The sequence below is a fragment of the Flavobacterium sp. genome (assembly GCF_965284515.1).
In the GTDB taxonomy this organism is placed as follows: domain Bacteria; phylum Bacteroidota; class Bacteroidia; order Flavobacteriales; family Flavobacteriaceae; genus Flavobacterium.
This window is the reverse complement of record NZ_OZ260089.1, coordinates 1841582-1867801: the sequence shown is the minus strand read 5'-3', so window position 1 is coordinate 1867801 and position 26220 is coordinate 1841582. Positions and strand designations below refer to the sequence as shown.

The following is a 26220-nucleotide window of genomic DNA, read 5'->3' as shown; positions in this document are numbered from 1 at the left end:
TTAAGAAAGCTAGTCAATTTCTGGAACTTTTAATGGTTCTTTTTCATTTTCTGGGACAGTTTTCTTTCTTGGTTCTTGTGTCCAATTCATATACTCTGGAGAAAGTTCAGAATCTGGAAATTGATTTGGTGTATCTGAATTGTTTTGTTGCTTTTTCTTTTTCTTAAATATTTTTTGAAGCATTTCTTTAAATGTATCAAAATCTATACTATAAGTCAATCCAATTCCTTGGGTGTAACCAATATTACCTCCAATGTTATAGTTTAAATCATTTTCTCTATTGAATACATGTGCTTGTAAACTACCATCTTCATTTAATTCCATCTGTATTTCTAAGTTACCTACCAAAACTGATTGTGAAACTCCTCCAACTGGTACTCCTACCTTTCCATTTATTGAAATTTTATCATTCAGTTGAGTCTTTAAAGTAACACCAAGTCTATCTGAAATTTGATTAATTCTATCTCCTTGACTGTAATCTAAACCAAATTTAAGCATACTATCTTCATCAGCAAAAATGTCACTTAAAATTGCACTAACACGCTCAAATAAAGGGCCATAAGCAACATTCCCTGCGTTTTCAGCTGTCATAAATGATCCCGTAGACAATAAAGCCATTGCTTGTGTTTGTCTCGTATCTTTATTTTGTAATCTGTAATCAATTTCACTTTTTAAAACAGAGCTTACATTTGGAAAATCAATGTTAAAATCAGGCTGCGGATTACTTATAGTTCCATTTAAAACAATAGAAACATTTGTGGCAACTTTTTTATTAAATGTTGCGCTTTCTAATAATAAAGCCGGATTTGCTTCTGTACTATAAATTGCCTCTAAGTTTAAGTTTGCTCCTAAAGGCTCACCTTCCCAACGGATAGTACCTCCTTTTTTTACATTAAATTTTTTATCAATTAATCCTCCATACTTAAAATTATATTCGCCTTCTTCAATTATAAAGTCACCATACATCAAGAATTTACCTAATGTATTAATTTCTATATGCATTGATCCATATCCACTACCATTCATTGAGTGACCAGAATCTCTATCGAGAATAATCTCAATATTTGCATTTGTATCAACATCAAAGTCTAATTCCAATTCTATACCTTGATATTTGTTTTTTTCAACTACTTTATCACCTTTGACACTGTATTTATCCTTTTCAGAAACAAAATTCAAGAATGAATTGTCTCCCATTGTTTCTGAATCACTTACTGGTATTTTTATTTGAGTTCCTTTTTCAGATGCTCCGGCAACTTTTATAACAAGTGCATTAGTTGGACCTTTAACTGAAGCCATACCATTCATAAAAGCGGTACCGTAATAATAAGCATCTTCACTATCCTTAGTATCTAGAGCTAATAAATTATTTGATTTAACTTCTAAATCGATTTCCCAATCTGCAAAAACATCATGTCTTACATTTCCATGTAAAACTCCTTTTGTTTTATATTTTTTATCCGTTACTTCAATATTTCTAAAAATGAACTGATGTTCGGTAACATCTACAATTGCATTTTTCTCAAAGTCATAATTTACGTTTAAATAAGGAACTTTAACCCCCGAATCATTAAGATACAAACGTCCATCAATTTCTGGGTCTGTTAATGAGCCTCCGATATTTGCCCTTCCGGTTGCATTTCCTCTAATATCTGAAAGTATTGAACTTAATAATGGTCCGAATGAACTTATGTCAAATTTATCTAATGCTGCTTCTAAATTTAATTCTGTAGTATTATCTTGGTAGATTAAATCTCCTTGTAAAGTAAACGTCTCATCTTCATCTTGTTTTAACTTTGAATCGATAAAAAATTTATTAAAATCTTTATTTCCCTTTATGTTAAAATCTAAATCACCAAGAGCAATGTTATTAATTTTTAAATTATCTATTGATAATTGCGATTCAGGTTTATAAGAATTATTATTCTGAACGTAATTAATACTACCATTCAAATTTCCGTCAAACTTTAAACTATCAATAGAAGGAGTAATTTTATTAACATCAATATCTTTAAATGTAAAATTTAAATTTTTATATGTTGAGTCTTTTAAAGTACCGTAAAAATTCATCCTCTGATTATTGTGAGATAAAGTAAAATCTTGAAAATCAAAATTTGATAACTTTTTATCAAAGACTATTTTATTGTCTTTTTCTTCATTCTCATTAATAAACCATATATAATCTTTAAAATTTAACTCTGATTTTTTAAAACCTACTACAGAATTCTTGTTTTCATCAATTGTATGGTAAATATTTAAATCAAACTTGTCATCACTCTTTTTACCTCCTTTAAACTCTGTACGAATAAACAATGTATCATTCATTGTAACGTTAATCAAACTAAAATCGGCAATTTTATAGTTTTTATTTTTTATGGAATCCATTTCAATATAAGCATTGTATAAAGGATTCTTATTGTCAATGTCTATTTTTATATTGTTAAAATAGTTATCAAATGCTAATACTTCTGGAGCTGTAAAATCAAATTCAAATTTTCCTTCATCTGCATTAATTTTTCCTTTAAACTTAGTATCTTCAGAAATTGTAACATCTGGTATGAAAATATCTATAATTTTATTATAAACAGAAAATTCAAAATCTAAATATTGACCAGGTTTTAGTACATTAGGAGAATAATTAGCGTATAAACTACCTACAGCATTCTCTAATACTTTTTTAAGTTCATCAATTCTATATTTACCAACAACTTTACCTGTAATTATATCTGGAGAGTTAACAGTAATAGTCCTTACTTTATCAATATCGAAAGTAGAAGTTAATTGAAATTCATCAAAAATATAATGTTCTTTTGTATTTAAATATGATGCACTATTAACATTAAGAACACCTTCTAAATCATCAAAATCATTACCTTTTGCATTTAGTGTTACATTTCCTTTAAAAATAGAAATGGAATCGACTGTTGAAAAATTAAGAGCTGCTAAATCAATATAATCTATTTGTGTTGAAAAATTATAGTTTTTTACTTTAGAACTCAAATCCACTAACCCATTAAAATCTAATCTTAAATTAGGATCATTACTATTTAAATATCCCTCAAAATATGGCATTTTCATAGTACCATCAACTTCAATGTTAGAATAGTTATACTTATTATAATACAACTTGTCTATTTTTCCTTTAATTTTCGTGTTCAAATATTTTTTATTAAACCCTTTCCCATCAACTTGAACTTGTAAAGTAGCATTTCCTAAATCTTTTTGATTTAAAAAATTGCCAACATTAAAATTTTCTAATGAAATGTAACCTTTATACGAGGCATTATCAATATTGTCAATATTTTGTAAAGATAAATCACTATCTATAGCTCCTAGAAAAGATGTTAAATATACTTTTGAATTGATATAAGTATTTGTAAATTCAACATCACCATTCAAATTAATATTACCTAACTTTATTAAGTTTGTGGGCAAAATCTCTCCCAAAATTTTAGGTAAAATTTTATTCAATTTTTCATAACTCGATGATAATTTGTCAAATTTTCCTTTAATATAAAAAGACTTTGATTTATCAAAAAGGTATTTAAAGTTGACGTTACCCGTAATTTCAGAATGAAATTTATCTACTAACTTTAGGTTGTGAGTTGTAAAATTATTTAATGTTCCTATAAGATGTGTATCAATGTAGAATTTATTGTCTTTTCCGAATTCATTATAAAAATAGTTCAAATCATTCGAAGCAATAACAGCTTTATCAAATTGAGCATCAAAAATAACTTTGTTGTTAAAATCTGAAAAATCTTCTCTATTGTACTTTAATTCAACTTTACCAACCATTTCAGATTCAAAAGTAGTTGCTTTTAAGTTCTCTAATAAAATATTTTTCTTAGTATATGTAAACTTTGCTTTTAAATTAGCTACAAAAAGCCCTCTAAAGTCTTTAAATGAAAGTTTGTTGATATTTGTATAAACATTAGGCCCTTTTATGAGAAAGTTTTCAATTAAACCATTAAGTTGTTTAAAATCAATAATTTTTGAGGTTTCTAAATTAAAGTCAGTGTATCTAAACCTACTCCTAAAAATTGTCATTGAAGAAGCTTTCATTCTAAACTTTCCAGATGATGGAGAACCATCATCAAAAGCATCAATAAATCGGTCTAAATTTGTATCATTCTCGCCTTTATACTGAGTTAATTTACAATCAAATCCATCTAAAACAACATCTCCTAAATAAGGATGACCACTTTCATATAATTTTTTTAAATCTAAAATTGAAGTATTTAATCTTTTTATAAAAAAAAGTGTGTCTTTGTGATGGTCTCTAACCAGAACGCTTCCTAACTTAAGGGATAAAAAGGGCGTTATTGTTAATTTTTCAATAGTAATATCTGTTCCAAACTCTTTATTTAGCTCTGTTGTAGCATATTTGCCAAAAAAAGTTTGTACAAATGGCAATGAACAAATAATACTTAAAAGAAGTAGTAAAATTAAAATTCCGACAATAATTCGGGTGAATATTTTTTTAAATTTTTTGATACTCTATTTTATTTTAAATTTGCATTATGGTTATTGAACAAAAATAAGATTTTTTGTAAGATAACTTCATAACAATTAAGTCAAATTTCGTGCCTTTTATATGAAAAACAATAAAATTTACACTTTAGCTATTGAAAGTTCATGTGATGACACATCTGCGGCTGTTTTATTAAACGACAAAGTCTTATCAAATGTTGTAGCGAGACAAACAATTCATGAAGAATATGGAGGAGTTGTTCCAGAACTAGCTTCTAGAGCACATCAACAGAATATTGTTCCGGTTGTAGACGTTGCCTTAAAAAAAGCAGGAATAACAAAAGATGAATTATCGTGTATTGCTTTCACTCAAGGACCAGGATTAATGGGTTCATTACTTGTAGGAGGATCCTTTGCTAAATCAATGAGTATGGCTTTAAATATTCCGTTAATTGCAATAAATCATATGAAAGCTCATATTTTAGCACATTTTATAGATGAAGAAGGTTATGAAAAACCAGAATTTCCATTTTTAGCCCTAACCATCAGTGGCGGACATACACAAATTGTTCAAGTAAACAGCTTTTTTGATATGAAAATTATTGGCGAAACAACAGATGATGCAGTGGGTGAAGCTTTTGATAAAAGTGCTAAAATACTAGGATTACCTTATCCTGGAGGTCCACTTGTAGATAAATATGCCAATGAAGGAAACCCAAAAGCATTTCCTTTTACCAAGCCTAAAGTAGACGGATTAAATTTTAGTTTTAGCGGATTAAAAACACAAATTTTATATTTTGTTCAAAAACAAGTAAAAGAAAATCCAAATTTTATCGAAGAGAAGAAGGCTGATATTTGTGCATCCATTCAACATACAATCATACAAATTTTAATGGATAAACTGAAAAAAGCTGTATTAGAAACAGGAATTAATAGAATTGCAATTGGTGGTGGAGTTTCAGCAAATTCGGGAATTAGAAAAACATTGAAAGAATCAGAAAATAAATACGGGTGGAAAACGTATATACCAAAATTTGAATATACTACTGATAACGCAGCTATGATAGGAATAGTTGGTTATTATAACTATCTTGAACAAAATTTTAGCGAAGCAGATGTAGTTTCTAAAGCACGAATTGAATTCTAATTTATTATGCAACTATTCTATAATTCTGAAATAAAACAAAATGATATAATTTTTACATTCGATAAAGAAGAAAGTAGACATATCATTAAGGTTTTACGAAAAAAAGAAGGTGATACTATACACATTACAAATGGCTTAGGATTTCTATTTATATCTGAAGTTACTATTGCTTCTGAAAGAAAATGTGAAGTTCAAATTAAAGAAACTCAGTTTTTTGAAACCAATAATTACAATTTACATATTGCTGTTGCTCCTACAAAAAACAACGATAGAATTGAATGGTTTTTAGAAAAAGCTACCGAAATTGGAATCAACGAAATTACGCCTATTATTTGCGATCATTCTGAACGAAAAGTTTATAAAAAAGATCGTGGTGAGAAAATTATTCAAGCCGCAATGAAACAATCTTTACATTTTTATATTCCAATACTTAACGAACCTATTTCGTATTCAGAATTTATTAAAAAAGAGTTTTCTGCTCATAAATTCATAGCACATTGCGAAGAAACTGAAAGAAAATCGTTTAAAAATGAAATTCAACCAAAACAAGATATTCTTATTTTAATCGGACCTGAAGGCGATTTTTCAACAAAAGAAATTAACTTAGCTATTCAAAATAAATATAAACCAGTAACCCTAGGAACCACAAGATTACGAACAGAAACCGCTGCTTTAGTGGCATGTCATACAACTGCTCTTATAAATGAAGAATAAAGTACATCTTTTAATCGCTTTTCTTTTTGCAAATACTTTTTTATTTGCACAAGATATTGCTGTGGTAAAATATTCTGGTGGTGGGGATTGGTATGCCAATCCTACTTCATTACCTAATTTGGTTGAATTTTGCAACCAAAATATTAATACTAAAATTAACCCAAAAGTAGCAACGGTGGAAGCTGGAAGTACTGATATTTTCTCTTATCCATTTATTCATATGACTGGACATGGAAATGTTGTTTTTAGCCCAAATGATGTTAATAATTTAAAAAACTACTTAAATTCTGGAGGTTTCTTACATATTGATGATAATTATGGAATGGATGAATACATTCGAAAAGAGATAAAAAAAGTATTTCCAAATGAAGAGTTAAGGGAGATTCCAATATCACACGAAATTTTTCAAAAACCCTATAATTTTCCCAAAGGATTACCAAAAATTCACGAACATGATAATCAGCGACCACAAGCATTTGGAATTTTTATAAAAAATCGTTTGGTTTTACTATACACTTTCCAATCTGATTTAGGCGATGGTTGGGAAGATACTGATGTTCATAATGATCCAATTGAAATTAGGGAAAAAGCCTTGAAAATGGGTGCGAATATTATTAATTATGTGTTTAATTATTAGAATTTAACAAATATAAGTTTGGAACAATTAAATCATTATAACACCGATTTTAAAAAAGAAAAATTTCCTATAACTGTTGTTTGCGATGAAGTTTATTTTCAACAAAATATTGGAAGTGTTTTTAGAATTTGTGATGCTTTTGGGGTTGAAAGTATCATTTTTACTGGAGAACATTTTATACTTTCAGAAAGAAAAGTAAATAAAACTTCTCGTAATACTCACAAAACAGTTCCATTTGAAATTATAAGAGATAAAAACGAAGTAATTCGTAAACTACAAGAAAAAAAACATCAAATTATTGCATTAGAAATTACAGATTCAAGTACACCTATTAACATAATTGAAATAACAAATCAGCCTATAATTTTGATTATTGGAAGTGAAATATATGGTATTTCGAAAGAGCTATTATCTATTACAAATGTTACTACTCATATTCCTATGTTTGGTGAAAATAGTAGTATGAATGTTGCAAATTCATTAGCAATTTCACTTTACGAGATTACAAAACAACTTTCATTATAATATTTTACTTATTTTTGAAAATGAATTCAAACGAACTTACTAAAGGGCTTTTAAAAACCGTTGCAATACTATTTGGAATAGTATTAGCATGTTTTTTAATTTATAAAATTTCAACCGTTTTAGTTTATGTTATTATTTCTGTTGTTTTTACCCTAATTGCAAATCCAATAGTCCTATTTCTAAAAAACAAATTAAAGTTTAAAAACACACTAGCCGTTATTACTACTTTGTTTTTATTTTTAGCTTTAATTACTGGTTTTTTCTTAATGTTTGTTCCGTTAATTATTGATCAAGGAGAAAACTTATCTTTATTGAATATTAATTCATTAGAAAAAAACTATGAAGATGTAATTAACAACTTAACAGTATATTTAGCTCATTACAATATAGATGTTCTAAAAGTTATAGAATCTACAAACATTACATCATCTTTAAATTTTAAATTAATTCCCGAGTTTTTTAACAGCTTAATTAATACACTTGGAAATGTTGGAATGGGAGTTGGATCTGTATTTTTCATTTCTTTTTTCTTATTGAAAGATAGAGCTAGTTTTTTTGTAGCCTTTAAATCAATTCTCCCAAAAAATCAAAAAAATCAAGTTCTAACTTCGATAGATAAAATCACACATTTATTATCAAGATATTTTATTGGTTTATTGCTTCAATTATTGATAATTTTTATTCTAAACGGACTTGTTTTTATCATTTTTGGCGTTTCAAATGCTTTTACAATTGCACTTTTATGTGCTATTTTAAATATCATTCCATATGTAGGTCCTTTAATAGGTATGTTTGCAGCGGCTACTTTAATTCTTATTAGTGGTATAAGTGGAGATTTTATCAACGATGCCATTCCAAAAACATTATATGTACTAATAGGGATGTTTATTGTTCAACTAATAGACAATAATATAAGTCAACCAATTATTTTTTCAAAAAGCACAAAATCACATCCTCTAGAAATTTTTTTAGTAATCGTAATTTCTGGAATTTTATTTGGAATAGTTGGAATGATTATAGCAGTACCTTCCTATACTGTTTTAAAAGTGGTAGGAAAAAATTTCTTTCCTGAAAATAAAATCATAAAAGCATTAACTAAAAATATTTAAGTTGGATTTTAATCAGTTGCTCAATTCTGATGTTCAAGAATTTATTAATGCAAATTTGAATACAAATATTATTCAACTTGCGTTAACTAAAAACCCATTTCCTGAAATTGAATATACAGCAATAATAAATCAAATTAAAGCTAAGCAAAAATCAAAAGAAAAATTACCGCTTTGGTTCAATACACCAAATATTATTTTTCCTTCAAAAATTTCAGTTGAACAAACCTCTTCAGAAAAAACGGCTGAATATAAATCAAAAATTATTTCTGGAACATCTTTAATTGATTTAAGTGGAGGTTTTGGAATTGATGACTATTATTTTTCTAAGAAAATAAAATCGGTTACACATTGTGAAATTAATTCAGAATTATCTGAAATAGTTGCTTATAATTTTAATGTACTTAATACTGTCAATATTACATGTATTAATAAAAATAGTACTGATTATCTAAACGAAATTAATGAAGTTTTTGATTGGATATATATAGATCCTTCAAGAAGAAATGAAACAAAAGGAAAAGTTTTCATGTTTAAAGATTGCGAGCCTTATGTTCCAAATTTACTTCCATTATACTTTTCTAAATCAAATAACATCTTAATAAAAACTGCACCACTACTGGATTTACAGGCTGGAATTGAAGAACTTAAACATGTTAAAAAAATACATATTGTAGCAGTAAAAAATGAAGTTAAAGAATTACTTTGGGAAATTAAAAAAGATTATGATGGTGATGTAAGTATAATTTCTGTAAATATTGATAAAGATAAACAAGACGTTGTAGAAACTATATATCAAGAAGACTATGAAGTAGTGTTTTCTTTGCCCTTAAACTATATTTATGAACCTAATGCATCGTTATTGAAATCAGGGAATTTTAATGCTATTTCTGAAAAATATAAATGTAAAAAACTTCATAAACATTCTCATTTATATACCTCAAACTCAATAATTAATTTTCCAGGAAGGAGTTTTAAAATTGAAAATATTATTTCACTACAAAAAAACGAAGTAAAAGAACATTTATTTGGAAAAAAATTGAATATTTCAACAAGAAACTTTCCAATTAAAGTTGAAGATTTAAAAAAAAAATATAAGATAAAAGACGGCGGCACAACTTTTGTATTCTTCACTACTAATATTGATAACAAAAAAATAGCCTTAATTTGCACAAAAATTTAATTATGAAATACCTATTATTCATTCTATTTTCTATAACTATTTCTTCAGCACAAACTAAAAATTGTAAATACGACTATGATGATAAAACAGATTCTACATTTGTAAAAGTTTTGCCCGAGAAATTAATTTATGAGAGAATATTTGGTGAAAGTAAAGAAATGATACATTTTGTTTTAATAAACAATAATGGCATACCTACATTAAACTTACAATTTATTCAAACTAGCAAAGATTTTATTTCAGCAAATTGTTTAGATAAAACATCTAGGATTGTTTTTCAATTAGCAAATGGTAAAATCGTTACTTTAGTGAGCAATACTGAAGAAGTATGTAATACACTAGTCTATAATGAAAAAGATAATAGGAACATTAGAATACTTGATGGATATTTTTTATTTACAAAAAACAATTATGAAGAATTAAAAAATTCTCCCATAAACTTAATGAGAATCCAGTTTACTAATGGAGCTAAAGATTTTGTAATAAAAAAAGAAATTCAATCTGAATTATTAAACACAACATTTTATCCAGAAAACATATTTATTGATTTCTTAAAATGTATTGAATAAAAACAAAAAGATTATAAAACAAAAAAGCCTTGCAAATGCAAGGCTTTTTTTGTGATCGCGCCAGGATTCGAACCTGGGACCTACTCATTAGAAGTGAGTTGCTCTATCCAGCTGAGCTACGCAACCATTAATTATTTTCGTCGGGGTGGCAGGATTCGAACCTGCGACCTCCTGCTCCCAAAGCAGGCGCGATGACCGGGCTACGCTACACCCCGAAAATATAAAAGCGGAGAGACAGGGACTCGAACCCTGGCGACGGTTACCCGTCGACAGATTAGCAATCTGCTCCGTTACCACTCCGGCACCTCTCCAATCTTAAACTCTTAAAGCAAAGAACTTATCTTTTTTGCGATTGCAAATGTACACTTTCACTTCATATATCACAACATTTTTTATGCTTTTTTTTATATTTATTTTATATTTTTATTGAAATACCTATAATTCAATCACATACATTTTAAAAAAAATAATTAACTTTAAAAGTAAATAATGGATTTCCGTAAAAAGCCTTTAATCCTTGAAAAAATTATAGGATTAAAAATTAAATTAGTAAATTCGCATAACATTTAAAATTATAAGAAAACATGAGTAAAAAAGTTGTAATTGTATCTGCTGTTAGAACTCCAATTGGAAGTTTCATGGGAGCTTTATCTACTGTGCCAGCTACAAAACTTGGAGCAGCAGCTATTAAAGGTGCATTAAATAAAATTAATTTAGACCCAAATAAAGTTGATGAAGTTATAATGGGTAATGTTGTTCAAGCAGGAAACGGACAAGCACCAGCAAGACAAGCAGCTATTTACGCAGGGTTATCTAATACCGTACCTTGTACTACTGTTAATAAAGTATGTGCAAGCGGAATGAAAGCTGTTATGCAAGGAGCACAAGCAATTATGTGTGGAGACGCAGAAATTGTAGTTGCAGGTGGAATGGAAAACATGAGTCTTATTCCTCACTATGTTCATATGAGAAATGGTGTGAAATTTGGACCAACTTCTTTAGTAGATGGAATGCAAAAAGACGGATTAGTTGATGCATATGATAATAATGCGATGGGGGTTGCTGCAGATTTATGTGCAACAGAACATAAAATATCAAGAGAAGAGCAAGATAACTTTGCTATTCAATCGTATAAAAGATCTGCTAACGCATGGGATGCAGGTAAGTTTGATTCAGAAATCGTTCCTGTAGAAGTACCTCAGAGACGTGGAGATGCAATCATTGTTTCTAAAGATGAAGAATATACAAACGTTAAATTAGACAAGATACCAGCTCTTTCTGCTGTTTTTACAAAAGAAGGAACTGTTACAGCCGCAAATGCTTCAACAATTAATGACGGTGCAGCTGCGTTAATTCTAATGAGTGAAGATAAAGCAAATGAATTAGGCTTAAAACCATTGGCCTATATTAAATCTTATGCTGATGCTGCACACGAACCAGTTTGGTTTACTACTGCACCTTCAAAAGCATTACCAATTGCTTTAAAGAAAGCAAATTTAAGTATTTCAGATGTTGACTTTTTTGAGTTTAACGAAGCTTTTTCTGTAGTTGGTTTAGCAAATGCTAAAATTCTTGGTTTAGAAAATGATAAAGTAAACGTAAATGGTGGAGCTGTATCTTTAGGTCACCCACTTGGATGTTCTGGAGCAAGAATTATTGTAACTTTAATTAATGTTTTAGAACAAAACAATGCTAAAATTGGTGCTGCTGCTATTTGTAATGGTGGTGGTGGTGCATCTGCAATTGTAATTGAAAAAGCCTAACCTTATGAATTATGAGTTGTAAAATTTATATTCTACAACTCATAATTATTAACTCATAATTATTTTTAATGTTCGGAATTTGCAATCTTTCCATAGTTCCTATTCGATTTGAACCTTCAGATAGAAGCGAGCAAGTTTCTCAAATCTTATTTGGAGAGCATTTTACTATTTTAGAACAAGATAAAAAATGGACTAAAATAGAAATTGCATTTGATAATTATATTGGATGGATAGATAACAAACAGTATTTAATAATTAGCGAAGAACATTTTAATTATTTAAATAATTCTCCTATTGTTTTAAATAGTGATTTAATTGAATATATTTCTACACCAAACAATATTCTGACTCCAGTTCCACTAGGAGCTTCATTATCTTTTTTAGAAAACGAGCATATTAATACTTTAAACTATACATTTGATGGTATAAAAATTTGTGGCAAAAAAGAGAAAGATAATTTAATTAAAACTGCTTTCATGTATTTAAACTCACCTTATTTATGGGGAGGAAAAACTCCTTTTGGCATTGATTGTTCAGGTTTCACTCAAATGGTTTATAAAATTAATGGTTATAGACTTTTACGAGATGCATCAGACCAAGCTACTCAAGGAGAAGCATTAAGTTTTATTGAAGAAAGTGAACCAGGAGATTTAGCTTTTTTTGATAATGAAGAAGGAAATATTACACATGTAGGAATAATGATGAACGATAACTACATTATTCATGCTTCTGGAAAAGTACGAATTGACAGATTAGATCACCTTGGTATTTATAATGTAGACACTGGAAGACATACACACAAATTAAGAGTTATAAAAAAAATTATATAAAAAAAATCCCGCATTAAGCGGGATTTTTTTTTATAACTATAATAATTATTTAATTGTAGCAGCTTTATCTTTCATTCCTAAAACTTCGTAAGTCAATCTAAGTAATTGCTTTGTGTTATCATTACTAGAGTCTAAAGAATATGATTTTTCAAAATGTGGTAATGCATTTCTAAAAATCGCCTTTCTTTTCTCCATTAATTCATTATACAATTTATTATTTGATGTGTTTTTATTCAACTCATCAACTATCTTTTGATCTTCTGATAAAGATAAGTAACCTATATTAAAGTGCAAACTTGCATTAGTAGGATCTTTTAAAATCAATTCTTTTACTAATTTTTCATAACTAACTAAGTCATTTGATTGATAATATACATTAGCTTCATTAGACAACACCTCGATATCATCAGGATTTAGTTCTTTAGCTAATTTATAATCTTTTTTAGCTTGTTCTATATTTCCATTCTGAAAAGACAATACTGCAATTGTTTTAGATATTTCAGGTTTTTTAACTGAAAGTTTCTCTTCTCTTGGCTTTTCGTGAATTCCTAATCCAATAGATTTCATTCTCGATTCTCTAGACGGAAAAGACTCTTCTTGTCCACTTGCTTTATTTATTGCAAAGTAATTAATGTGTTTGTTGATATAATCACTATTAAAAAACTCTCTGTAATACTTTTCAGCTTGAACATAGTCTTGTGCCTGAACAGCTAATATAGCGGCGTTTTCAAGATTTGAACCATCATTTTTATCTAGCTTATAAATATTATAAAATAATTCAGAACCTTCTTTAAATTTAGAATTAGAATTTAATTGAAAAGCAAATTGGCTTAACATTGGTTTAAACCATGATAGTGTTTCTTCTATATCTTTAGTATAAATCTCCTTTCCTGACTCTTTTTCAAAATCTATAGTAGCAACCAATGAATTAGACAAATCATCTAAAGCTTTTGGATTAAAAACTCTCATTTGGTCTGCTGGTGTAACTGTATCACCTAAAGACATGATTTCAATTAAAGGCAACATTCCTTTATAGAAATTTAAATAAACTTTATCTGATTTCTCAGAAGCAATACTTTCAAGTGATGCAATTGTTGATTTGTAAAGAACTATATCTTTTTCATTTAAATTTTCTCTAGAATATAATTTCTTTAGAGTTTTTAGCTCATCCTTTTGAGCAAATGTAGCAACTGATAACATTAGAGCTACACCTAAAATTAATTTTTTCATATTTTTATTAATTTAGTATATAACATAAAGCCCAAATAAATTTGGGCTTTCTTTTTATAAATTATTCTTGAGAATCAGCTTCAGATGAATCTTCTCCTTCAATTTGATTTTCGTCAATAACTTCACCATCAATATCCATAATGTTTTCGTCTTCTTCTTCACGTAATACTTTTGTAACAGCAGCAATTGAGTCGTTTCCTTTAATATTTATTAAACGAACACCTTGAGTTGCTCTACCCATAACACGTAAATCAGAAATTTCCATTCTAATAGTTAAACCCGATTTATTGATAATCATTAAATCATCTTCATCTGTTACACCATTAATCGAGATTAACGAACCTGTTTTCTCAGTTAAATTAAGTGTTTTAACACCTTTACCTCCTCTATTAGTAACTCTATATACGTCTTCACCATCATCGTCTACTAATTTTGTACGTTTACCGTAACCATTTTCAGTAACAACTAAAATTTGCGAATCATTGATGTCATTTTCATCAATAGCAACCATTCCAATAAGTTCATCTTGATCATTAGCTAGAGTAATACCTCTAACTCCAGATGCAGTTCTACCCATTGGTCTTGTTTTGCTTTCTTCAAATCGAACCAGTTTACCCGATTTAACTGCTAGTAAAACATGACTATTTCCTGTTGTTAATTTAGCTTCTAATAACTCATCATTATCCTTAATTGTAATAGCATTAATACCATTTTGACGTGGACGAGAATATTGCTCAAGTGGAGTTTTCTTAACTTGACCATTCTTAGTAGCCATAATTACAAAATGATTATTGATGTATTCTTCATCCTTTAGATCTTGAGTACAGATGTAAGCTTTCACTTTATCATCGTTTTCAATATTTATAAGGTTTTGAATAGCTCTACCTTTACTTGCTTTTGTACCTTCTGGAATTTCGAAAACACGCATCCAGAAACATTTACCTTTTTGAGTAAAGAACATTAAATACTGGTGATTTGTCGCGACAAATAAATGTTCTAAGAAATCTTGATCTCTTGTAGCAGCACTTTTTTGTCCTACTCCTCCTCTATTTTGTGTTTTGTACTCGGTTAATGAAGTTCTTTTAATATAACCTGCATGAGAAATAGTAACAACAACTTGTTCATCAGCAATTAAATCTTCAATACTTACATCTCCACCAGCATATTCTATGATAGAACGACGCTCATCTCCATATTTATCTCTAATTTCAACTAATTCAGTTTTAATAAGTTCCATTCGCAATTCTTTACTTGCCAATAATTCTTTTAACCCTGCAATTAATTTCATTATTTCTTCGTATTCTCCACGTAATTTATCTTGCTCAAGACCAGTTAGTTGTCTTAATCGCATTTCTACAATAGCACGAGCTTGAATTTCAGATAATTTAAATCGCTCAATTAACTTTGCCCTAGCTTCCTCACCATCTTTAGAAGAACGAATTAAAGCAATTACTTCATCAATATTATCAGAAGCAATAATTAAACCTTCTAAAATATGAGCACGTTCTTCAGCTTTTCTCAATTCATATTGTGCTCTTCGAATAACAACTTCATGACGGTGTTCAACAAAATAATGAATCAGCTCTTTTAGATTCAACATTTGTGGTCTACCGTTAACTAATGCAATGTTGTTTACACTGAAAGAAGATTGAAGTTGTGTGTACTTATAAAGTGTATTTAATACAATATTAGGAACCGCATCTCTTTTTAATTCATAAACAATACGCATTCCGTTTCTATCCGATTCATCACGAATTGTAGAAATACCTTCTATTTTCTTATCATTAATTAAGTCAGCCGTTTTCTTAATCATATCGGCTTTATTCACTTGATAAGGAATCTCAGTAACAATAATAGCTTCTCTGTTATTACTTTCTTCAAAACGAGCTTTAGCACGCATTACAATACGTCCACGACCTGTTTTAAATGCTTCTCTTACACCTTCGTACCCATAAATAACTCCACCTGTTGGAAAATCAGGAGCCTTAATATGAGTCATCAATTCATCAATTTCAATATCGTTATTGTCGATATAGGCTAACGTACCGTCAATAACTTCAGTTAAGTTATGTGGAGGCATATTTGTAGCCATACCTACTGCAATTCCTGAAGCTCCATTAATAAGTAAGTTAGGAACCCTGGTTGGCATTACCTTAGGCTCTTCCAAAGTATCGTCAAAATTCAATTGAAAATCAACTGTCTCTTTGTCAATATCTGCCAAAATTTCTTCTGAAAGTTTTTGCATTCTAGCTTCAGTATAACGCATTGCTGCAGGACTATCTCCATCAACTGAACCAAAGTTCCCTTGTCCATCAACAAGTAAATAACGTAAACTCCAATCTTGAGCCATACGCACCATTGCATCATAAACAGAGGTATCACCATGTGGGTGGTACTTTCCTAATACTTCTCCAACAATTCTTGCAGACTTTTTATGTGCTCTATTTGATAAAACACCTAATTCATACATTCCAAATAAAACTCTACGATGTACTGGTTTTAAACCATCTCTTACATCTGGAAGTGCTCTCGATACAATAACTGACATTGAATAATCAATGTAAGCTGACTTCATTTCGTCTTCAATGTTAATCGAAATTAACTTTTCTCCGTCAGACATATATATTTATTTATATTAAAATTATAATTCATTCTTAAACGCGACAATATACGGCTTTTTCTAATTTTCAAAGCCAATTTAAACTATAAATTTAAACGATTTATTAACAATTTTATCTTTAAAAAAAATATATCAATTAGTAAACTTTTGATTTTTTTTTATCACTTTTTTTTTGTCAATTAGCATATAAATATAGTTTAGGTATGTTTTTTGCTATATATAAAGCAAATCTTTTTACTTTTACAATAAACACAATAGAAGATGGACGATAATTTTTCACCAAGAGTCAAAGAGGTGATTTCTTATAGTAAGGAAGAGGCTTTAAGATTAGGACACGATTTTATAGGAACAGAACACCTTATGCTAGGTTTACTTCGCGAAGGACAAGGAAAAGCTATGGCCATTTTAAACAATATGGCTGTTGACTTTATGCATCTTAGAAATAAAGTTGAAATTTTAAGTCCTGCAAATACAACTGATATTCAAAATAACGATAAAAAAAACCTTCATTTAACAAGGCAAGCTGAAAGAGCTCTAAAAACAACTTTTTTAGAGGCAAAACTTTACAACAGTACACTTATAAGTACGGCTCATTTACTATTATGTATTTTAAGAAATGAAAATGATCCCACAACTAAGTTATTAAACAAGCTTAAAATTGATTATGAAAGTGTTAAAGACCAATATTCAACAATGATGACAAACGAGAACGACTATATAGAAAATCTTCCAAAAGCTGAGTCATTTAATGATGACTCTAGCCAAGAAGAAACTCCCAAAGATGGAGGATTTAATAACCCAACTGGAGGAAATAAGAGTACGAAAAAATCAAAAACTCCAGTTTTAGATAATTTCGGAAGAGATTTAACTGAGATGGCTGAACAAGGAAAACTTGACCCTGTAGTTGGTCGTGAAAAAGAAATTGAAAGAGTTTCTCAAATTTTAAGTAGAAGAAAGAAAAACAATCCATTACTTATAGGTGAGCCAGGGGTTGGTAAATCTGCAATTGCGGAAGGATTAGCACTACGAATTATTCAAAGGAAAGTTTCTCGTGTTTTATTCAATAAACGAGTTGTTACTTTAGATTTAGCAAGTTTAGTTGCCGGAACTAAATACCGTGGTCAGTTTGAAGAACGCATGAAAGCTGTAATGAATGAATTGGAAAAAAATGACGATATCATTTTATTCATTGATGAAATTCACACAATAGTAGGTGCCGGTGGAGCTACTGGATCGCTTGATGCTTCAAATATGTTTAAACCAGCATTAGCAAGAGGTGAAATACAATGTGTTGGAGCTACAACTTTAGATGAATATCGTCAATATATTGAAAAAGATGGAGCGCTAGAAAGACGTTTTCAAAAAGTAATTATTGAACCAACTTCAATTGAAGAAACGATTACAATTCTTAATAATATTAAAGGTAAATACGAAGAACACCATACTGTAACATATACTCCTGAAGCTATTGAAGCTTGTGTGAAATTAACTAGTAGATATATGACTGATCGTTTTCTTCCAGATAAGGCGATTGATGCATTGGATGAAGCTGGTTCGAGAGTTCATATTACAAACATTGATGTCCCTAAACAAATCATTGAGTTAGAGAGACAACTTGAAGATGTAAGAGAATTAAAAACTACTGTCGTTAAAAAACAGAAGTATGAAGAAGCAGCAAAACTTAGAGATGACGAGAAAAAAATAGAAAAGGAATTGGCTATTGCTCAAGAGAAATGGGAAGAAGATGCAAAAAATAATAGAATAACTGTTACCGAAGATAATGTAGCTGATGTAGTTTCAATGATGACTGGAATTCCTGTTAATAGAATTGCACAAACTGAAAGCAACAAATTAGCGCACTTACCTGAATTAATTAAAGGAAAAGTAATTGGTCAAGATGAAGCTGTTGAAAAAGTTGCAAAAGCAATTCAAAGAAATCGTGCTGGATTAAAAGACCCAAACAAACCAATTGGCTCTTTCATATTTTTAGGCCAAACAGGTGTTGGTAAAACACAATTAGCTAAAGTAATTGCAAAAGAATTATTCGACTCTGAAGACACTTTAGTTCGAATTGACATGAGTGAATACATGGAGAAATTTGCAATTTCTAGATTAGTCGGTGCACCTCCAGGATATGTAGGCTATGAAGAAGGAGGACAATTAACTGAAAAAGTAAGAAGAAAACCTTATTGTGTTGTTCTTTTAGATGAAATTGAAAAAGCACATCCGGATGTTTTTAACATGATGTTACAAGTTCTTGATGATGGACATTTAACTGATAGTTTAGGCCGTAAAATTGATTTTAGAAATACTATTATCATTATGACTTCAAATGTTGGAGCTCGTCAATTAAAAGACTTCGGGCAAGGTGTAGGCTTTGGAACGGCTTCAAAAGTAGCTCAAGCTGATGATCATTCTAAAGGAATTATTGAAAATGCACTTAAAAAAGCATTTGCCCCAGAGTTCTTAAATAGAATTGATGATGTTGTAGTTTTTAACGCTTTAGAAAAAGAAGATATCGACAAAATTATTGATATAGAAATGGCAAAACTTTACTTACGTGTTAAAGACTTAGGCTATAATTTATCATTATCTGAAAAAGCAAAAGACTATATTGCAGATAAAGGCTTTGATAAACAATTTGGGGCTAGACCTTTGAAAAGAGCAATTCAAAAATATGTCGAAGATGCACTTGCTGAAGAAATAATTACTTCTAAAATTCATGAAGGAGATGAAATCTTTATGGACTTAGATGAGAAAACGAATGAATTAAAAATTTCAATTAAAAAAGCTAAAAAACCTACTGAATAGTAGGTTTTTTATTGATGTTATTATTATGAATAAAATAATTATTGGATCAAGAGAATGGTGTTCTTTACCTGATTTAGGTATTGAGTTAATCAAAGCTAAAGTAGATTCTGGTGCGAAAACAACAGCCTTACACGCTGATAATTTGACTAAGTTTATTAAAAATGATGAAAACTGGGTGCAATTTTCATTACATCCATTAAAATCTAGACCCGATTTAATTGTGCAATGTGAAGCTAAATTAGTTGAAAAAAGAATAATTAAAAGTTCAAATGGCAATAAAGAAGAACGTTTTGTAATTGAGACTAAACTTATTTTAGGAAATTCATCTTACCCTATTGAAATTACACTAACCAATAGAAAACTAATGGGTTTTCACATGTTATTAGGCAGACAAGCTATGAGTAACAAAGTTTTAATAGATTGTGAATTTAGATATTTACTTGGGAAACCTTCTTTATAGTTTTAAATAAAATGAATTATAAAATAATTTCTAAAAAAGACCTTATTACAACAACTTGGCAAGGTGGAACAACAACTGAATTATATATTTATCCAGAAGACTCAAATTACCAAGAAAGAAATTTTGAATTTAGATTAAGTTCAGCACAAGTTAATCTTGAAGAGTCTCAATTCACATCTTTACCTAATATAGATAGAGAGTTAATGGTTTTAGATGGTTCTATAGAAATTACCCATGAAAACCAGTATTCTAAAAGATTAAATAAGTTTAATGTTGATTCATTTAAAGGAGATTGGAAAACTTCATCTAAAGGAACATGTACTGATTTTAATTTAATGTCAAATGTAAATTATAACTGTAAAATAGAGGTTGTAACTTCAAGTGAAAATCAAAAAAAGAAACTAAAGAATTCATCAGACTTTTTAATACTATATAATTACAAAGGAGAAGTTTTAATCAAGAATGAAAATATTTTATTTAGATTAAAAGAAGGAGATGTATTTGTTTTAAAAGAAAAAATGAATTTGGAAATAAGTTTCTCAGATACAAGTGAACTTATCATTTCAAAAATTGATACTAAATAAAAAAAATCCCAATCAGTTTTGATTGGGATTTTTTTATATCTAATTCTATTGATTCATGGAAATTAAAAATTCCTCATTATTTGCTGTCTTTCTAAATCGATCATGAATAAAGTCCATAGCTTCAATAGGATTCATATCGGCTAGATACTTTCTCATTATCCACATTCTTTGAACTGTGTTGTCGTCTAACAGTAAGTCATCTCTACGAGTACTAGAAGAAACTAAATCAATTGCTGGGAATATACGTTTGTTAGCAATTCTTCTGTCTAATTGAAGCTCCATATTACCCGTTCCTTTGAATTCTTCAAAGATAACTTCATCCATTTTAGAACCCGTATCAGTTAAGGCGGTAGCTATAATACTTAATGACCCTCCGTTTTCAACATTACGAGCAGCACCAAAGAAACGTTTTGGCTTTTGTAATGCATTCGCATCAACACCACCACTTAAAACTTTTCCAGAAGCTGGCTGAACTGTATTATAAGCTCTAGCTAAACGAGTTATTGAATCTAATAACACAACAACATCATGTCCACATTCAGTTAAACGTTTTGCCTTTTCTAAAACAATATTTGCAATTTTCACATGTTCTTGAGGTTCACGATCAAAAGTAGAAGCAATAACTTCTCCTCTTACATTTCTTTGCATATCTGTAACCTCTTCAGGGCGTTCATCAATAAGAAGAACTATTAAATATACTTCTGGATGATTTGCAGCAATCGCGTTTGCAATTTCTTTCAATAACATTGTTTTACCCGTTTTAGGTTGAGCAACAATCATACCTCGTTGACCTTTTCCTATAGGAGAAAATAAATCTATAATTCGTGTAGAAACAGTACTTTGCTTTTCAGCTATATTGAATTTTTCTTTTGGAAAAATTGGAGTTAAATGTTCAAAAGAAATTCTATCTCTTACTTCTTGCGGGTCATGACCGTTAATTTTTAATACTCTAACCAAAGGAAAATATTTTTCACCTTCTTTTGGTGGACGAACAACTCCTTTGACTGTATCTCCTGTTTTTAATCCAAATAATCTAATTTGAGATTGAGATAAATATATATCATCAGGAGATGATAAATAATTATAATCAGAAGAACGAAGAAATCCGTATCCATCTGGCATCATCTCTAAAACACCTTCACTTTCAATAATTCCATCAAACTCAAATTCAGGCTCTCTAAAATTTGGTTTAGAACTTTGCTTTTTTGAAGGATTAGGTTGATTTGCAGGGTTGTTTTTCTTAAAACTAGGATGATTTGGGTTATTTTGATTTGCTTTATGATTAACACTAGGTTGTGTTTTTTTAACCTCAGATTCTTTATTTTCAGAAACTTCCTTTTTTACTTCTTCTGATATTTCAGTAGTTGAAACAACAACACTTTCTTTTTGAACTCTTACTGGTTTAGTTTTAACCTTGTTTTCAATTGGAGCTTCAATTTTACTTTCTTCAGCAGATACTTGAGGCCTAGGTTTAACCTCTTTTTGAGAAACTAATCGAGTCCTTTTTGGTTTAGCTACTTTTTCTTTCTCAATAGGCTTAGTTGTTGTAGTACCTTTAATTACTTCTGCTTTTACAGTTTCTGGATTTGCAGCTTGAACGTCTAAAATTTGGTAAACTAGTTCGTCTTTTTTAAGAGTTCTGTACTTTTTTACTTTAGCAACTTTAGCAATTTCTTGCAAATCAGAGAGTTTCATCTCTTTTAAGACTTCAATATCAAACATGGATAAATTTTGAATTATTTATTTAATAGGAATAATAAATTTTTGTGATAAGATTTATTTGGGGGTTGTAACCTATCGCAGTATGAAGTACTTACGATAGTACTATGCAATAATACGAATAAAATTGAATTAAACAATAGTTTTTTTACAAAAGAAAACATATTTTTGCTTTGCAATTTTATAAAAAATGATTCAACGCATTCAAAGCTTATACTTAATTTGTAGCATTATTATAACTGCTATTCTTCCTTTTTTCTTTTCACTTTGGACTGAAGAGGAAAGTAAAGTAGTTTATTTTAATGAATCAATAATATATATAGCATTTTTTGCTGTTATTTCAGCAATAGCTTTAATCAGCTTATTTTTATTTAAAAAGAGACAAACGCAATTTGTTTTAAACAGATTGGCAATCATATTTAACTTTATTTTACTAGGATTTTTTGTTGTTCGTACACTAAACTTATCCGGAGAAATGCAAATTTCAGAGAAGGGTATTGGGATGTTTCTTCCTACTATTTCTATCGTTTTACTTGTTTTGGCTAACAGAGCAATTAAAAAGGACGAAGATCTCGTAAAATCTGTAGATCGACTACGTTAAACCTATCATCTTAGTTTTATTAGTGCGTAGAAAAACCCGAATCAAAAGATTCGGGTTTTTTGTTTTAAAAAATATAATAACTACTTCTTCCCTATTTCAATTACTTCAAGGTTTTGAATTTTATTGTTATCAATTTCAAAGCGTAACATTGTTCTAACTTGATGAAATCCATGCTTACCAGCTGCACCAGGATTCATATGAAGTAAATTTAATTTCTTGTCAAATTGTACTTTTAGAATATGTGAATGCCCACAAATAAATAATTTGGGAGGATTCTGACGAATTTCGTCTCTTACATTTACATTGTATTTATCAGGATATCCGCCAATATGAGTAATCCAAACATCAACACCTTCACACATAAATCTATTATTCAACGGAAATTCTTTTCTAGCTTCCGCATCATCAATATTACCAAAAACTGCTCGTAATGGTTTTAATGTTTTTATTTTATCTGTTACCTCTAAATTTCCAATATCACCAGCGTGCCAAACTTCATCAGCTAAATTAACGTATTTTAAAATAACATCATCGATGTGACTATGTGTATCAGAAAGCAATAATATCTTAATCATATCACAAAAATAGATTAATTATTGAAATTGAAATTGTCATTGCTCTCTAATTTCGTAAATTTGCTTTCACATTATTAAAAACAGAAATTTCAGATTGAGATACTTCATAGAATTTGCATACAACGGAAAAGAATTTCATGGATTTCAGGTTCAGCCTGATGTAATTTCGGTACAAGAAACTCTAGATAAAGCATTAAGCTTATTATTCAAGCAACCTATTCAAATTGTTGGTGCCGGAAGAACAGATAGCGGTGTTCATGCTAAACAAATGTATGCTCATTTTGATTGCGACATTGAAATTGATTCTGATTATTGGGTGAGTAAATTCAATTCTTTTTTAGGAAAAAATATAGTTATTTATCGTTTTATTCCTGTTCATGAAGATGCTCATTCTCGTTTTGACGCTACCAGTAGAACTTATGAGTATTACATACATACTTTTAAAGATGTTTTTCAAAACGAAGGAAGTTGGTATTATTTCAACAAATTGAATGTTGATTTAATGAATGAAGCTTGTAAAATCTTATTCGAATTTGAAGATTTTGAATGTTTTTCAAAGACCAATACCGATGTAAATACTTTTTTATGCGATATTACAGAAGCACATTGGAAAGTAAAAGGAAATCAATTAATATTTACAGTCACCGCTAATCGTTTTTTACGCAATATGGTTCGCGCTATAGTTGGAACTTTAGTTAATGTAGGAATTGGTAAAATTACTTTAGACGATTTTAGAGCTATTATTGAAAGTAAAAATCGCCAAAAAGCAGGTTTTTCAGTTCCAGCACATGGTTTATACCTTGTAAAAGTTAAGTATACATATATAGATTAAATTTATAAAAACAATAAAGATATAAATGAAAGCCATACAATCTAAAGCTTTAAAAAAAGTGCTTTTTTATGCCAAACCTTATCAAAGTAGATTCAATTGGGTAATTGTATGGGCAGTTTCACTTTCAATATTTGCTGCTGCAAGACCCTATTTATTAAAACAAACAGTTGATAAATATTTACAAAATAATGATAAAGAAGGGTTGCTTTTTTACATAATTATCATGGCTCTTGTTTTACTTTTTGAAGTAATGTCTCAATTTTTCTTTACCTATTGGGCAAATTGGCTTGGACAAGATATTATTAAAGATATCCGATTAAAATTATATCAACATATTGCTTCATTTAAAATGAAATATTTTGACAATGAGCCTGTTGGAAAACTTGTAACTCGAACAGTTTCAGATATAGAGTCAATTGCAAGTATTTTCAGTCAAGGATTGTTTATGATTGTAAGTGATTTGCTAAAAATGATTGTGATTCTAGGAATCATGATTTATATGAACTGGAAACTAACATTTATTGTTCTACTTGCAATGCCGGTTTTAATATATGCAACTAATATTTTTCAGAAGAAAATGAAAGTTGCATTTAATGAAGTTCGAAATGAGGTTTCTAATTTAAATACATTTATCCAAGAACGATTAACAGGAATGAAAATTGTTCAACTCTTTAACAGAGAAGCTATTGAACTTGAAAAATTTAAAGAAATAAATCAAAAGCACAATAAAGCTTGGCTTAAAAACATCTTATACAACTCTATCTTCTTCCCTATTGCTGATATTGTTTCTTCGTTAACACTTGGAGCTATTGTGTGGTATGGTGGAATTAATATCTTAAATGGTGACACTATAACTTCTTTTGGTGATTTATTTGCGTATACAATGCTTATCACTATGTTATTCAATCCATTACGTCAAATTGCAGATAAATTTAATGTAATGCAAATGGGAATAATTGCTGCAGAGCGTGTTTTTGAAGTTTTAGATACGGATAGTCAAATTCAAAACACAGGGACAATAACAGCCCATTCGTTCAAAGGAAATATAGAATTTGACAATGTTCGTTTTAGTTATATTAAAGATGAAGAAGTTTTAAAAGGAATTTCATTTTCAGTAACTGAAGGGGAAACAGTAGCAATTGTTGGGAGCACTGGAGCAGGAAAATCAACAATTATAAACTTATTGAATCGTTTTTACGAAATAGACTCTGGAACCATTACTATTGAAAACCATAATATTAAAGAGTACAAATTAGAAAGTCTACGCAAGCAAATTGCAGTTGTTTTACAAGATGTGTTTTTATTTGCCGACACCATTTACAACAACATTACACTTTATAATGAATCAATTACTAAAGACGATGTTATAAACGCCGCTAAAACAATTGGTGTACATAATTTCATTATGAGTTTGCCAAACGGATACGATTATAATGTAAAAGAACGTGGCGTAATGTTATCATCAGGTCAAAGACAGTTAATAGCATTTTTACGAGCTTATGTTAGCCAACCAAGTATTTTAATTTTAGATGAAGCTACTTCTTCTATTGATTCGTATTCAGAAGATTTAATTCAAAACGCAACTGACATATTAACAAAAGGGAGAACATCTATAGTAATTGCTCATCGATTGGCAACAATTGTAAATGCAGATACTATTATTGTTATGGACAAAGGTGAAATTGTTGAAAAAGGTTCACACAATGAACTTTTGCAAATTGAAAATGGATATTATAGAAAGTTATACGATTCGCAATTTTCAGTTTCTGCATAAAGTTGAAATTGTTATTGAAACTTTTAAATTAATTGTTTAATTTCGCAAGCATTATAAATTACAGAAA

Annotated in this window: 20 protein-coding genes and 3 tRNA genes; 15 read left to right on the top strand and 8 right to left on the bottom strand. The window is 29.3% G+C overall.

Annotated features, from left to right (window positions below; all coding sequences use genetic code 11):
- Positions 1–9 precede the first annotated feature (9 nt).
- A complete protein-coding gene (locus ACQ65T_RS08550) occupies positions 10–4416 on the bottom strand; it encodes a translocation/assembly module TamB domain-containing protein (protein ID WP_430400661.1) in 4407 nt (1468 codons plus the stop codon).
- A gap of 181 nt (positions 4417–4597) precedes the next feature.
- On the opposite strand from ACQ65T_RS08550, the gene tsaD reads away from it, so the two are divergent.
- From tsaD to ACQ65T_RS08515, 7 genes are read left to right on the top strand one after another with little or no spacing between them, the layout of a single operon-like run.
- Positions 4598–5620: a tRNA (adenosine(37)-N6)-threonylcarbamoyltransferase complex transferase subunit TsaD gene (tsaD, locus tag ACQ65T_RS08545; protein WP_430400660.1), complete on the top strand. Its 1023-nt coding sequence runs from the start codon at positions 4598–4600 to the stop codon at positions 5618–5620.
- Positions 5621–5626: 6 nt separating this feature from the next.
- Positions 5627–6334: a 16S rRNA (uracil(1498)-N(3))-methyltransferase gene (locus tag ACQ65T_RS08540; RefSeq protein ID WP_430400659.1), complete on the top strand. Its 708-nt coding sequence runs from the start codon at positions 5627–5629 to the stop codon at positions 6332–6334.
- Positions 6324–6971, top strand: a complete 648-nt coding sequence (locus ACQ65T_RS08535; RefSeq protein WP_430400658.1) for a DUF4159 domain-containing protein — start codon at positions 6324–6326, stop codon at positions 6969–6971. The genes ACQ65T_RS08540 and ACQ65T_RS08535 overlap by 11 nt, the downstream gene beginning before the upstream one ends.
- Positions 6972–6989: 18 nt before the next feature.
- On the top strand, positions 6990–7496 hold the full coding sequence (locus ACQ65T_RS08530; RefSeq protein WP_430400657.1) for a TrmH family RNA methyltransferase: 507 nt from the start codon (positions 6990–6992) through the stop codon (positions 7494–7496).
- 20 nt (positions 7497–7516) lie between these two features.
- Positions 7517–8605 carry an AI-2E family transporter gene (locus ACQ65T_RS08525; RefSeq protein ID WP_430400656.1) on the top strand — a complete coding sequence of 363 codons (1089 nt, stop codon included), beginning with the start codon at positions 7517–7519 and terminating at the stop codon, positions 8603–8605.
- 1 nt (position 8606) lies between these two features.
- The gene (locus tag ACQ65T_RS08520; protein ID WP_430400655.1) at positions 8607–9785 is read left to right on the top strand and encodes a THUMP-like domain-containing protein; all 1179 of its coding nucleotides are present in this window, start codon (positions 8607–8609) and stop codon (positions 9783–9785) included.
- A gap of 2 nt (positions 9786–9787) precedes the next feature.
- Positions 9788–10354: a hypothetical protein gene (locus ACQ65T_RS08515; protein ID WP_430400654.1), complete on the top strand. Its 567-nt coding sequence runs from the start codon at positions 9788–9790 to the stop codon at positions 10352–10354.
- Between the two features lie 52 nt (positions 10355–10406).
- On the opposite strand, the gene ACQ65T_RS08510 is transcribed toward ACQ65T_RS08515, so the two are convergent.
- From ACQ65T_RS08510 to ACQ65T_RS08500, 3 genes are all read right to left on the bottom strand, one after another.
- A tRNA-Arg gene (locus tag ACQ65T_RS08510) sits at positions 10407–10480 on the bottom strand.
- A 14-nt stretch (positions 10481–10494) separates the two neighbouring features.
- A tRNA-Pro gene (locus ACQ65T_RS08505) sits at positions 10495–10569 on the bottom strand.
- Positions 10570–10581: 12 nt separating this feature from the next.
- Positions 10582–10665 (bottom strand) — tRNA-Ser (locus tag ACQ65T_RS08500).
- 273 nt (positions 10666–10938) lie between these two features.
- On the opposite strand from ACQ65T_RS08500, the gene ACQ65T_RS08495 reads away from it, so the two are divergent.
- Positions 10939–12117: an acetyl-CoA C-acyltransferase gene (locus tag ACQ65T_RS08495; RefSeq protein WP_430400653.1), complete on the top strand. Its 1179-nt coding sequence runs from the start codon at positions 10939–10941 to the stop codon at positions 12115–12117.
- 68 nt (positions 12118–12185) lie between these two features.
- A complete protein-coding gene (locus ACQ65T_RS08490; protein WP_430400652.1) occupies positions 12186–12947 on the top strand; it encodes an NlpC/P60 family protein in 762 nt (253 codons plus the stop codon).
- A 45-nt stretch (positions 12948–12992) separates the two neighbouring features.
- Here ACQ65T_RS08490 and ACQ65T_RS08485 read toward each other — a convergent pair whose 3' ends face one another.
- Positions 12993–14177 carry a tetratricopeptide repeat protein gene (locus ACQ65T_RS08485; protein ID WP_430400651.1) on the bottom strand — a complete coding sequence of 395 codons (1185 nt, stop codon included), beginning with the start codon at positions 14175–14177 and terminating at the stop codon, positions 12993–12995.
- A 61-nt stretch (positions 14178–14238) separates the two neighbouring features.
- On the bottom strand, positions 14239–16797 hold the full coding sequence (gene gyrA, locus ACQ65T_RS08480; protein ID WP_430400650.1) for a DNA gyrase subunit A: 2559 nt from the start codon (positions 16795–16797) through the stop codon (positions 14239–14241).
- Between the two features lie 261 nt (positions 16798–17058).
- Here gyrA and ACQ65T_RS08475 point away from each other — a divergent pair, with 261 nt between their 5' ends.
- From ACQ65T_RS08475 to ACQ65T_RS08465, 3 genes are read left to right on the top strand one after another with little or no spacing between them, the layout of a single operon-like run.
- Positions 17059–19608: an ATP-dependent Clp protease ATP-binding subunit gene (locus ACQ65T_RS08475; RefSeq protein ID WP_430400649.1), complete on the top strand. Its 2550-nt coding sequence runs from the start codon at positions 17059–17061 to the stop codon at positions 19606–19608.
- Positions 19609–19633: 25 nt separating this feature from the next.
- Positions 19634–20068, top strand: a complete 435-nt coding sequence (locus tag ACQ65T_RS08470; RefSeq protein ID WP_430400648.1) for an ATP-dependent zinc protease family protein — start codon at positions 19634–19636, stop codon at positions 20066–20068.
- 11 nt (positions 20069–20079) lie between these two features.
- The gene (locus tag ACQ65T_RS08465) at positions 20080–20652 is read left to right on the top strand and encodes a HutD family protein (protein WP_430400647.1); all 573 of its coding nucleotides are present in this window, start codon (positions 20080–20082) and stop codon (positions 20650–20652) included.
- A gap of 45 nt (positions 20653–20697) precedes the next feature.
- Here ACQ65T_RS08465 and rho read toward each other — a convergent pair whose 3' ends face one another.
- The gene (rho, locus tag ACQ65T_RS08460) at positions 20698–22374 is read right to left on the bottom strand and encodes a transcription termination factor Rho (protein WP_430400646.1); all 1677 of its coding nucleotides are present in this window, start codon (positions 22372–22374) and stop codon (positions 20698–20700) included.
- A gap of 187 nt (positions 22375–22561) precedes the next feature.
- Between rho and ACQ65T_RS08455 the strand changes: the two genes are divergently transcribed.
- On the top strand, positions 22562–22972 hold the full coding sequence (locus ACQ65T_RS08455) for a DUF4293 domain-containing protein (RefSeq protein ID WP_430400645.1): 411 nt from the start codon (positions 22562–22564) through the stop codon (positions 22970–22972).
- 80 nt (positions 22973–23052) lie between these two features.
- Here the strand turns inward: ACQ65T_RS08455 and ACQ65T_RS08450 are convergent, their stop codons facing one another.
- Entirely contained in the window at positions 23053–23547 is a 495-nt protein-coding gene (locus tag ACQ65T_RS08450; RefSeq protein WP_430400644.1) for a metallophosphoesterase family protein, read from the bottom strand.
- Between the two features lie 94 nt (positions 23548–23641).
- Between ACQ65T_RS08450 and truA the strand changes: the two genes are divergently transcribed.
- Both truA and ACQ65T_RS08440 read left to right on the top strand, forming a co-directional pair.
- The gene (truA, locus tag ACQ65T_RS08445; RefSeq protein WP_430400643.1) at positions 23642–24379 is read left to right on the top strand and encodes a tRNA pseudouridine(38-40) synthase TruA; all 738 of its coding nucleotides are present in this window, start codon (positions 23642–23644) and stop codon (positions 24377–24379) included.
- 25 nt (positions 24380–24404) lie between these two features.
- The gene (locus ACQ65T_RS08440; protein ID WP_430400642.1) at positions 24405–26153 is read left to right on the top strand and encodes an ABC transporter ATP-binding protein; all 1749 of its coding nucleotides are present in this window, start codon (positions 24405–24407) and stop codon (positions 26151–26153) included.
- The last annotated feature ends 67 nt before the right edge of the window (positions 26154–26220 follow it).

Coding starts and splice junctions, on each gene's coding strand:
- ACQ65T_RS08485 (WP_430400651.1), bottom strand. CDS start 14,177: ATGAAAAAATTAATTTTAGGTGTAGCTCTAATGTTATCAGTTGCTACA.
- ACQ65T_RS08535 (WP_430400658.1), top strand. CDS start 6,324: ATGAAGAATAAAGTACATCTTTTAATCGCTTTTCTTTTTGCAAATACT.
- ACQ65T_RS08525 (WP_430400656.1), top strand. CDS start 7,517: ATGAATTCAAACGAACTTACTAAAGGGCTTTTAAAAACCGTTGCAATA.
- ACQ65T_RS08450 (WP_430400644.1), bottom strand. CDS start 23,547: ATGATTAAGATATTATTGCTTTCTGATACACATAGTCACATCGATGAT.
- ACQ65T_RS08475 (WP_430400649.1), top strand. CDS start 17,059: ATGGACGATAATTTTTCACCAAGAGTCAAAGAGGTGATTTCTTATAGT.
- ACQ65T_RS08490 (WP_430400652.1), top strand. CDS start 12,186: ATGTTCGGAATTTGCAATCTTTCCATAGTTCCTATTCGATTTGAACCT.
- ACQ65T_RS08465 (WP_430400647.1), top strand. CDS start 20,080: ATGAATTATAAAATAATTTCTAAAAAAGACCTTATTACAACAACTTGG.
- rho (WP_430400646.1), bottom strand. CDS start 22,374: ATGTTTGATATTGAAGTCTTAAAAGAGATGAAACTCTCTGATTTGCAA.
- ACQ65T_RS08455 (WP_430400645.1), top strand. CDS start 22,562: ATGATTCAACGCATTCAAAGCTTATACTTAATTTGTAGCATTATTATA.
- ACQ65T_RS08495 (WP_430400653.1), top strand. CDS start 10,939: ATGAGTAAAAAAGTTGTAATTGTATCTGCTGTTAGAACTCCAATTGGA.
- ACQ65T_RS08440 (WP_430400642.1), top strand. CDS start 24,405: ATGAAAGCCATACAATCTAAAGCTTTAAAAAAAGTGCTTTTTTATGCC.
- ACQ65T_RS08540 (WP_430400659.1), top strand. CDS start 5,627: ATGCAACTATTCTATAATTCTGAAATAAAACAAAATGATATAATTTTT.
- gyrA (WP_430400650.1), bottom strand. CDS start 16,797: ATGTCTGACGGAGAAAAGTTAATTTCGATTAACATTGAAGACGAAATG.
- ACQ65T_RS08515 (WP_430400654.1), top strand. CDS start 9,788: ATGAAATACCTATTATTCATTCTATTTTCTATAACTATTTCTTCAGCA.
- tsaD (WP_430400660.1), top strand. CDS start 4,598: ATGAAAAACAATAAAATTTACACTTTAGCTATTGAAAGTTCATGTGAT.
- ACQ65T_RS08470 (WP_430400648.1), top strand. CDS start 19,634: ATGAATAAAATAATTATTGGATCAAGAGAATGGTGTTCTTTACCTGAT.